This window comes from Pseudomonadota bacterium (assembly GCA_018817425.1).
In the GTDB taxonomy this organism is placed as follows: Bacteria; Desulfobacterota; Desulfobacteria; order Desulfobacterales; family RPRI01; genus RPRI01.
The window spans coordinates 26588-36803 of record JAHITX010000118.1; the positions used below are offsets into that span (position 1 = coordinate 26588).

Here is a 10216-nt window from a genome sequence, read left to right on the forward strand (position 1 = left end):
TAATTCTTGCCAACATAAATAGTCCATGCTAATTGGAAAAAATATATAATTTACAAAACAAGATGGGATATTATGCAACTATTTATATTTATTAGTTATTTTTTAATCCCTGTTTGATTTACTAAAAGCTTAAAAACAGGCTAAGGACAGATTAATCCAGCCTGTTATGAAGAAGGAATCATTTATATCTTAACAGGAACAGGACAAATCTGTTCCAAAAAAATTAAACTATTAACAATTAAGGAGAATTTGAAAGATGGCTTATGATGCAGTAAAAATGGCTGACTGGCAGATTTCCGAAGCAGCGGAAGTAAACATGCCGTCACCGGAACAATGGAGAGATAAACTTGGCCTTATGCCCGATGAAATTCTTCCTATGGGCAGGCTCGCAAAGCTTGATTTTCTTAAAATAATGAACCGCCTTGAGAAGGAAGATGATGGCAAGTATATTGAGGTTACAGCTATCACCCCTACACCGCTTGGTGAAGGTAAAAGCACAACTTCGGTCGGCCTTATGGAAGGCCTTGGTTTGCGTGGAAAAAATGTAGGCGGAGCTTTGAGGCAACCATCAGGCGGACCAACAATGAATGTTAAGGGAACTGCCGCAGGCGGTGGAAATGCTCTTATTATTCCCATGACAGAGTTCTCATTGGGCCTTACAGGCGACATCAATGACATCATGAACGCCCACAACCTTGCCATGGTTGCATTAACAGCGCGTATGCAGCATGAAAGAAATTATAATGACGAACAATTGGCAAGACTTACCAAAATGCGCCGTCTTGATGTTGATCCGACACGTGTTGAAATGGGATGGATAATTGATTTCTGCGCACAGGCACTTAGAAATATCATTATCGGCCTTGGCGGAAGAACAGACGGTTTTACAATGCAATCCAAGTTTGGAATTGCCGTTGGTTCGGAATGCATGGCTATCCTTTCCATAGTCAAGGATCTTGCCGACTTAAGAAAACGTCTTGATGAAATAACTGTTGCGTTTGATAAGAGCGGCAAACCGGTTACAACCGGTGACCTTGAAGTAGGCGGTGCCATGACCGCTTTTATGAGAAATACTATTAATCCCACTCTTTTAAGTACAGCCGAATATCAGCCCTGTATGATTCATGCCGGACCGTTTGCAAACATTGCTGTAGGCCAATCATCTATCATCGCGGACCGCATTGGTCTTAAATTGCATGATTACCATGTTACAGAGAGTGGTTTTGCAGCAGATATCGGATTTGAAAAATTCTGGAACGTAAAATGCCGCAACAGCGGTCTCAAACCCCATGTTTCAGTTCTAACCTCCACAATACGCGCTCTTAAGATGCATGGCGGCGGACCCAGAGTTGTAGCAGGAAAAGCACTTGATGAAGCATACACCAAGGAAAACCTCGAACTGGTTGAAAATGGCGTAGAGAACATGGTTCACATGATAGGCGTAATCCGCAAAGCCGGTATAAACCCGGTTGTTTGTGTTAACAGATTCTATACCGATACTGATGCTGAAGTTGCAGTTGTTAAAAGAGCGGCTGAGGCAGCCGGAGCACGCTGTGCCGAATCAAGCCACTGGGAAAAGGGCGGAGAAGGTGCTCTTGAACTGGCAGATGCTGTAATTGATGCATGTAACGAAGAAAACGATTTCAAATTCCTTTATCCGCTTGAGATGAAGCTTCGTGACAGAGTTGCTCTTATAGCAAAAGAAGTATACGGAGCAGACGGAGTATCATGGAGTCCTGAAGCAGAAACAAAAGCCAAAATGCTTGAAAATGATCCCAAATACGCTGACTTCTCAACAATGATGGTTAAGACTCATTTAAGCCTTACTCATGAACCGACTCTAAAGGGTGTTCCAAAAAACTGGACACTTCCGATAAGAGACATTCTGATTTATTCAGGCGCCAAATTCCTGTGCCCATGTGCAGGAACCATTAGTCTCATGCCCGGAACAAGTTCCAACCCGGCATTCAGAAGAATCGATGTTGATACAAGTACAGGAAAAGTAAGCGGACTTTTCTAGAAACTATTAGAAATATATCATAATACCATAATAAATGGGGCCCCAGGATTTTCCTGGCGCCCCATTTTTATTTTAAAATTGCAAAAATCGAATTTATGGTAACTACTTAGGTTGTTAGGTTCACAGTTTATTACCTTGAGCCCTTCATACGCAAATCCCGGTTTCTTTGTCATAGGATACACTTTTTTAGTCAATCCAAATGCCAGTCGGTAAGCCTCAATATCTTAAAAACATTCGATTTTCATCGCACCTTGAACCATGAACCATGGAACTGTGAACCTATAACCGTAAACTGCATTTATATAATAACAAGTTTTTTTACCGCATCAACCACTTCTTCCGGATCATCCATAACCTGGAGTATATCAATATCGTCTTCTGAAATCTTATTCGATTCCAGCATCCTGGATTTAATCCATTTTTTGAGCCCACCCCAATAGTCTGATCCGACAAGAATAACCGGCAGCGGCCTTATGCGGTGAGTTTGAATAAGCGTAACAGCTTCAAAAAGTTCATCTATCGTACCAAACCCACCAGGCATGATAATATATGCATAAGCATATTTTACAAACATTACTTTTCGGATAAAAAAATATTTAAATTCAAGTTTTATATTAGAATATGGATTAGGCTCTTGTTCAAAAGGCAGGATTATATTAAGGCCTACGGATTTTCCACCTGCTTCGGCAGCTCCTTTATTGGCAGCTTCCATGACACCACCGCCACCACCCGTAATTACAGAAAAATCGTTTTTCACAAAAAGGGACGCTATCAATTCAGTTTTCTTATATACAGGATCATCCGGCTTGATTCTTGCCGATCCGAAAATACTTACAGCCGGTCCTAATTCATGAAGGGCCTCTATCCCTTCAACAAACTCGCCCATAATTCTAAAAAGCCGCCATGACTCCGATATAGATAATTCATCTATTAAATACTGTTTTTCCATTTTCACCCCTAAAATATCGTCTTTAATAAAATAAAAACAATCAAATATACTATTTTTGAAATAATATTTTATTATAAATTATATTAAACCGAAACTCAAAGAAATTAAAGTTAAACAGTATATTTTTATACTAATTATTTATTGTTATGTCAATTGAACATTGACAAATACGTTACATATGATTAGATTGAAAAGAATATGTCTTGCAAATTTAACCATATTGAAGCTATTATTTTTTGATTTAAAATCACCTTTCTTATCATTTAATTAATAACTTAATGAATAAAAAATCCAACGATCTTCTACAAAAAACAACTATAGTAAACGAACTTGGACTACATGCAAGGGCGGCAGCCAAAATTGCACACCTTGCCGCAAACGCTAATAAAAAAATCTGGATTATAAACGACACTGAAAAAATAGATGCTTCAAGCATAATAGATATCCTTACCCTTGGTTGTGCCAAGGGTACCCGGATAACATTTGAGGCGGAAAACGAGACTGATATTGATATTTTAAATCATATAATAATCCTGGTTGAAAATGGGTTTGGAGAATAAACTCAATATGTCTGAAAAAGAAAAGATAGAAGAAACAAGATTAAACGGAATTGAAGCTTCACCTGGAATCTGTATTGGCAAAGCATATCTTGTTGATAAAGAAGGTGTGGATGTAGTCGAAAAATATTTTATCGACAAGAAAAACCTGGATCACGAACTAAAGCGCTTTAAAACGGCGGTAAAACAGGCTGTTAATGACTTAAAACAAATAATCGAAAATATACCAAAGGAAGTGCGCAACCATACCGGTATCATTGAAACCCATGTTGCTCTTCTTAAAGACAGGAAACTCTATGATAAAACCATAGAAACTATAAAAAACGAAAGAGTTAATGCTGAATGGGCGCTTAAAAAGGTTGTAGCAGGCATCATGGTGATGTTCCAGAGCATAAATGATCCTTATCTTAAGGAACGGTCTAATGATATTTCTTATGTTTCAGATCGGATTATGAAAAAACTGATGGGATCTGAAGAAGTAAATATCGGCAAAATAGACAAGCGCGTCATTCTGGTTGCAAAAGATCTTTCACCTGCCGATACAAGCCAGATCCAGTTGGATAAAATTATGGGTTTTGTTACCGACCGTGGCGGTAAGACTTCTCACACAGGAATCATAGCCCGTACACTTGAAATACCTGCTGTTCTAGGTTTGGGTAATGCTACAAAAATAATACATAATGATGATACGTTAATAATAGACGGATCAACAGGCGTTGTAATTGTAAATCCCTCAGAACAAACACTAAAGAAATATAAAGAAATTGAAACCAGAGAAGAAGAGCATAAAGTACATTTATCGTTTGAAAGCCGTTTTAAGGCAGAGACTATCGATGGGTTTTCTCTGCCGGTTATGGGGAACATAGAGCTTCCTGAAGAAGTTCCTTCAGTGCTGAACCATGGTGGTGATGGCATAGGGCTTTACAGAACCGAATTTCAATATCTTACACGAAGCGATTTTCCAAGCGAGGAAGAACTTTTTGATAAATACAAAAATGTTGTTGAGGCGATAGCTCCGAAACCGGTGACAATCCGTACGCTTGACATAAACGGGGATAAAGTGCTTGTATCTTCCAATGGCTTTGACGAACCCAACCCTGCTCTTGGACTTCGTGCTATAAGATACTGTCTGGAACGGCCTGAAATCTTTATAACACAATTAAAAGCAATATTAAGAGCCGCTGCTTTTGGAAATGTGAGAATCCTGTTTCCTATGATATCAGGCATTGATGAAATACGCGAAACAAAAAAATACCTTAATGAAGCAGCCGATCTGCTTGAAAAAGAAGGAAAGGTTTATAATAAAAATATCCCGTTCGGAATAATGATTGAAGTACCATCCACAGTTATAATGGCCGATGCTATGGCTGATGAAGCTGATTTTTTCAGTATTGGTACAAATGACCTTATCCAATATACTCTTGCAATAGACAGGGTTAATATGGGAGTCGCCCACCTTTATCAACCATTTCACCCTGCTATTTTACGCATGATCAAGCATGTAACTGATGTTTGCAAAGAAAAAGGCATAAAGGTTTTTGTATGCGGGGAAATGGCAGGTGATCCTTTGAATATTCCGGTTCTGCTCGGGTTGGGAATAGACGGACTGAGTATGAATCCCCAGTCAATTCCGGCAGTAAAAAATATGATACGATCACTAAACATCGAGGATACAAAAAAATTTATGAAAGAAATTCTTAACATGACCACTACAAATGACGTAGCAAAACTTGTTGAAGCCTCTTTCGGAAAAATTGTTTCAAAATAGGATAAAATCGGCACTCCCTTAATTTGAAAAATATACGGATTGTTGCAAATTATAAAAAAAGAGCCATAAAACCGTAATTTAGACATTTGGAAGAAATCATTGGAAAATACCCGCAATAAAAATATTTCTGAAAACAGAAAAGCACGACATGACTATTTCATTGAAGATGAATATGAAGCAGGCATGGTTCTTCTTGGAACCGAAGTTAAATCTTTAAGGCTTGGCCGGGCAAACCTCAAGGATTCATACGCCAAAATCAAAAACGGTGAGATTTTTGTTCATCAAATGCACATTGGGCCTTGTCCCTTTGCCTATTTTGGTAACCACGAACCTTTGAGAATAAGAAAACTGCTTTTAAACAAGGTTGAGATAAAAAAGCTAACAGCCAAGGTGAATGAAAAAGGACACTCCCTGATTCCCTTAAGACTTTATTTCAAAAACGGAAAAATAAAAATTTCAATCGCTCTCGCTAAAGGAAAAAGGCAATACGATAAACGGGAAGCCATAAAAAAACGCGACGAAAGCAGAGATATGGAAAGAACAAGAAGTGAAAGATAGTTTCAACATCTTGACAAACAGCCATTCAGCGCTTAATATAGTAGCATAAACAAAAAAGTTCTTTATTATAAAGTCTGCTCATTTGGGGGCGAAACGGCTTCGACGGGGATAAAGAAGTCCAGGTTGCATACCGAGCGCCTGTCAGCTCGTAACAAGAGACGGGAAATAAAGATAATCGCAGACGATTATAATTACGCATTGGCCGCTTAGGGCCAACGTCCTGTCCTGTTTTTCCTGCGGATAAGATAAGGGCGTCGACTAGTAGGATAGATGAGTTGTACCACCTGTTGCAGACCATCGAAACAATAACAGGGTAGCCGGCTTATGCATCTTGCCTGAAGGAGGCATGATCTGGCGATATATAAATTTCAGGAAAAGTATGTAGACGCCTGTGCGGAAGATTTTCGGACGCGGGTTCAACTCCCGCCGCCTCCACCAAGACCTAATCCAATACAATCCAATTAAGTACATAACCCGTTAGAAATAACGGGTTTTTTATTGACATTTGTCCAATGACGTGCTATAAGGTTTATCTAAATCCAATGAATTTGGGGGTATATTTTAAGCAAATGTACCCCCAAGTCAAAACTGATACCCCCAAATATGGAGGAAATCCTTTATGGCACTAAGTGACGTCAAAATCCGTAATACTAAACCATCGAATAAGCAGATAAAGCTATTCGACGGTGATGGCCTTTTCCTTTTGGTTACTCCACAGGGTGGAAAATATTTCAGACTGAAGTATCGCTTTGAGAGAAAAGAGAAACTTCTTGCTTTGGGCACATATCCTGAAATCTCTCTTTCAGATGCCAGACAGCGAAGGGATGAAGCAAGAAGGCAGGTTGCGCATGGCATCGACCCCGGAGCCGTTCGTAAGGCCCAAAAGCAGGCAGAAACTGCTGAAACAGAAACATTTGAAGTTATAGCCCGTGAGTGGCATATCAAATTCACACCCACATGGACACCGGGCCATGCAAACACAATCATGGGTCGTTTGGAGCGTGATATCTTCCCATGGATTGGGAAAAAGCCAATTTCAGAGATCAAGGCCCCTGAACTTTTAGCAGTCCTTCGCAGGGTGGAAAGCCGGGGAGCTTTAGAGTCGGCACACCGGATCAGGACTATCGCCGGGCAGGTTTTTAGGTATGCTGTTGCCACAGGAAGGGCTGAACGCGATCCATCTGGCGATCTTAAAGGAGCATTACCACAACCGAGTGAAAAGCATCATGCAGCAATAACTAAATCTGAAGAGGTTGCACCACTTCTCAGGGCTATAGACGGTTATTCAGGGCATTTTGTCGTAAAGTGCGCCCTGAAGCTTGCCCCAATCTTTTTCGTTCGCCCTGGGGAGCTACGGCAAGCAGAGTGGGCAGAGGTTGATCTTGATGAAGCCGTCTGGAATATACCGAAGCACAAAATGAAGATGAAACAGGAGCACATTGTGCCTCTATGCCGTCAGGCTTTGGAGATATTAACTGAACTAAAAGAATTGACCGGTGCAAGCAAATATGTTTTCCCTTCGGGGAGATCATTTACAAGGCCAATGAGTAATAATGCAATATTAGCAGCGCTTCGGCGTATGGGATATGAAAAAGATGAAATGTCCGGTCATGGCTTCAGAGCAATGGCACGAACTATCCTTGATGAAGTGTTGCAGGTAAGGCCGGATTTCATAGAACATCAGCTTGCTCATGCTGTTAGAGACCCAAATGGTAGGGCTTATAATCGAACAGCTCACCTTGAGGAACGCAAGAAGATGATGCAGATGTGGGCAGATTATCTGGACGGATTAAAACAGGGGGCAAGGGTGTTGCCCATGCAGAAAAGGGCGTAACTATTTTCGGGGATAGGGAGGCCACCCGACAAGCTGTTTTCCTGGACGGTTTCCCCGACTTGACCATCAGGCGCGCAAACAGGAGGCGCACATGAATTCAAATCAAGATAGCGGGAAAGCGTTTACTAAGTATGCCATATTAAAATCCGGAATCGATGTGATGAATGAACTATCACTTGATGCTGCCGACATGATTGATTTAGCCAACGAAGGCTTTTTGATACCATGTCTTCCAGCAGGCGCAACTACTAAGAAGAGGATGAACTTCGCGATTAATTCTCCGGAAATCACCTTGTGTGCGTGGTTATATTGGAACTACGATATCGAAGATTTTAAATTAAAACATAAAGATTATTTAGAGAAGTTGAGGTTAAAAAATGTAACTTCTTGTACTGAATCTCAAAAGCAAAAACAGCTTCGGGCGAAAGCTTTTAAGTTAGCTTCCCACATAAAGCTTGTTAAAGATCAAGGGCGGTTCGCTGAAATAGGCAAAAAAGGCGGTAGCAAAGAAAAAATAAACGAGCCTATTCTTGAAGCTATTATTCGATACATTCAGGAAAATCCCAAAAATAATAATAAGCCATCAGAATTTATAGCAAAACAATTTTGCAAGAAATACAAAAGCGATAATAAATTTGCATCCGTTTCAATCGATAAAGAAAAATATGAAGTATATTGTTATAGTGAACGTATATATTCAAGAAAACATAAAAATAATGATGAAAAATCAATAGCATATTCAACTTTCAGATCCCGCTATATTAAGAAGGCAAAAGATAACTTAAAAACGTCTTTAACTTGACAATCAATATATAACCAATCAGTTATAATCTAAAATAAATATTAACACTAAGCCGCTTAACGTTTAGCACTAAGCCGCTTACTTGTATCTCACCTCGTGTACGCTGTCTTCATAAAATACAATATTGGAGGGCAGCATATGTCAAAAGATTCAAAAATCGAAGAAATACAAGAACTACCTCAAACAGGACTTCTAAGAATCAAACAGGTTCTCAAGTTTGTGCCGGTTTCTCGTTCAAACTGGTGGGCAGGTGTAAGGGCTGGCAGGTTCCCAAAAGCTATAAAGCTATCGGAACGTGTGACGGCCTGGCGTGCATCAGATATAAATGCTTTAATAGAAGGCCATTATCCTTCTATCAGCAAGGATAGTAAGTAGGAGTGTTATTGTAATGCAAGTTAAATATTTATCCGAAATCTATGGAATTCGCAACATTATTTACAAGAAGGCGAAAAACTAAGATCCTGGATATTATACAGAAAAACTGGGCATATAAATATATTAAACAAAATAAGCATATTAGGTAGATTAAGCAGATATATTCATTATGTCAACAAGTTATGATGATATGGGCTTAGCAGATATTCTTTAAAAAAATATTGAATTAGAGTAACTGCTTATAGCTAATATTGGTAAGTCATTGATATTATGCTAATATATGCAATATATTTTTAAGATGACGATATTATTAGGAAATATTAGTGAGATTAACCGCCGCCCGGCTAAACCCCAAATACTTTGTTGATTATAAATGCGGAATTTTGGTTTCTTTTGTTGGCCGCCGTGGTGTGTTTTCAATTAATCTGCCGTGCAGGCAGTGGGGATGTGAAGAGTGTAGAGAACAAGTCATTGTGTGTCATATAAAGACAATAAGTGATCTTTTTAACGAATTAAAATGCGTGCAGGTCTTTGTTGGATACAGGGATGAGAAAGAAAAAAAGTTATCGAACTTTATAAACAAGAATGTGAGTGGTCATTATTGCCGGATCAACGGGCAGGATAAAGCAGTGATTATATCAGATAGGAATTTTGATGGTGCTCGTCGTTATGATAAGCGCAAATTTCTTGAGTGCGAACTGCCTAAGATTCTGAATCAACCATGGAAGGAAAAAAGGCGGATATCTTTTTCCAGTGGATGGAAAAAGCCCAGAAAAAAACAACAACCAAAATATTGGGCTATATCCTTTAGAAATATACGTGATGAATTTAATAAACTATCCACGGATAAAGAAAGAAAGGATTGGCTTTGTAATAAAACGAATTGCAGGCTTACTCAACTTGGAGAGGAATTTGTTAAGCAAGATACTACAATTAAGAATACGCTGGATGTTTTCCCAAAGGGTAAAGAGAAAGGAAGAACTAACTGAGAATATTAACCAGAAAGAGAGCTTCAAATATTGATATCGGTATGTCAGACAGTTAACACTAATGGTTATGGAGCTGACATAATAAACAACTTTTCATGGGAATTAAATATAACTGAAATATCATGGAAAATATTTCAATTACAAACGTGATAGTACTCCCATATTTCTTTATTTTACTATGTAAGATAATATTGTTCGTTTCAATACTATCAAGGGTTTATGCAATATTGATAATATGAAGAGTCCTATTTTACAATCTTTTGTAAAAAGGATCATACTTACGCAAAACAAATTAATTAAAATAACAATTTACACGTTGTTATTTATACGAAAAAGCTCAATAAATTTATATTATTTGACGGAG

9 protein-coding genes and 1 other RNA gene are annotated in these 10216 nt (G+C 38.8%); 9 read left to right on the forward strand and 1 reads right to left on the reverse strand.

Features of this window, described 5'->3' with window-relative positions:
- The first annotated feature begins 256 nt into the window (after positions 1 to 256).
- Positions 257 to 2020 (forward strand): formate--tetrahydrofolate ligase, encoded by a 1764-nt coding sequence (locus KKC46_20035; GenBank protein ID MBU1056090.1) that lies wholly within the window; start codon positions 257 to 259, stop codon positions 2018 to 2020.
- A gap of 298 nt (positions 2021 to 2318) precedes the next feature.
- On the opposite strand, the gene KKC46_20040 is transcribed toward KKC46_20035, so the two are convergent.
- A complete protein-coding gene (locus KKC46_20040; GenBank protein ID MBU1056091.1) occupies positions 2319 to 2969 on the reverse strand; it encodes a TIGR00730 family Rossman fold protein in 651 nt (216 codons plus the stop codon).
- A 278-nt stretch (positions 2970 to 3247) separates the two neighbouring features.
- Between KKC46_20040 and KKC46_20045 the strand changes: the two genes are divergently transcribed.
- From KKC46_20045 to KKC46_20080, 8 genes are all read left to right on the forward strand, one after another.
- On the forward strand, positions 3248 to 3529 hold the full coding sequence (locus KKC46_20045) for an HPr family phosphocarrier protein (GenBank protein ID MBU1056092.1): 282 nt from the start codon (positions 3248 to 3250) through the stop codon (positions 3527 to 3529).
- A gap of 7 nt (positions 3530 to 3536) precedes the next feature.
- On the forward strand, positions 3537 to 5294 hold the full coding sequence (gene ptsP, locus KKC46_20050; GenBank protein MBU1056093.1) for a phosphoenolpyruvate--protein phosphotransferase: 1758 nt from the start codon (positions 3537 to 3539) through the stop codon (positions 5292 to 5294).
- Between the two features lie 99 nt (positions 5295 to 5393).
- Complete coding sequence (gene smpB, locus KKC46_20055; GenBank protein MBU1056094.1) at positions 5394 to 5852, forward strand: SsrA-binding protein SmpB; 459 nt, start codon at positions 5394 to 5396, stop codon at positions 5850 to 5852.
- An 84-nt stretch (positions 5853 to 5936) separates the two neighbouring features.
- Positions 5937 to 6290: a transfer-messenger RNA gene (gene ssrA / locus KKC46_20060) on the forward strand.
- Between the two features lie 181 nt (positions 6291 to 6471).
- Positions 6472 to 7686, forward strand: coding sequence for an integrase arm-type DNA-binding domain-containing protein (locus KKC46_20065; protein ID MBU1056095.1), 1215 nt, complete (start codon positions 6472 to 6474; stop codon positions 7684 to 7686).
- Between the two features lie 91 nt (positions 7687 to 7777).
- Complete coding sequence (locus KKC46_20070) at positions 7778 to 8488, forward strand: hypothetical protein (GenBank protein ID MBU1056096.1); 711 nt, start codon at positions 7778 to 7780, stop codon at positions 8486 to 8488.
- A 165-nt stretch (positions 8489 to 8653) separates the two neighbouring features.
- Entirely contained in the window at positions 8654 to 8863 is a 210-nt protein-coding gene (locus KKC46_20075) for an AlpA family phage regulatory protein (GenBank protein MBU1056097.1), read from the forward strand.
- A gap of 323 nt (positions 8864 to 9186) precedes the next feature.
- Positions 9187 to 9852, forward strand: coding sequence for a hypothetical protein (locus tag KKC46_20080; GenBank protein ID MBU1056098.1), 666 nt, complete (start codon positions 9187 to 9189; stop codon positions 9850 to 9852).
- Positions 9853 to 10216: the final 364 nt, after the last annotated feature.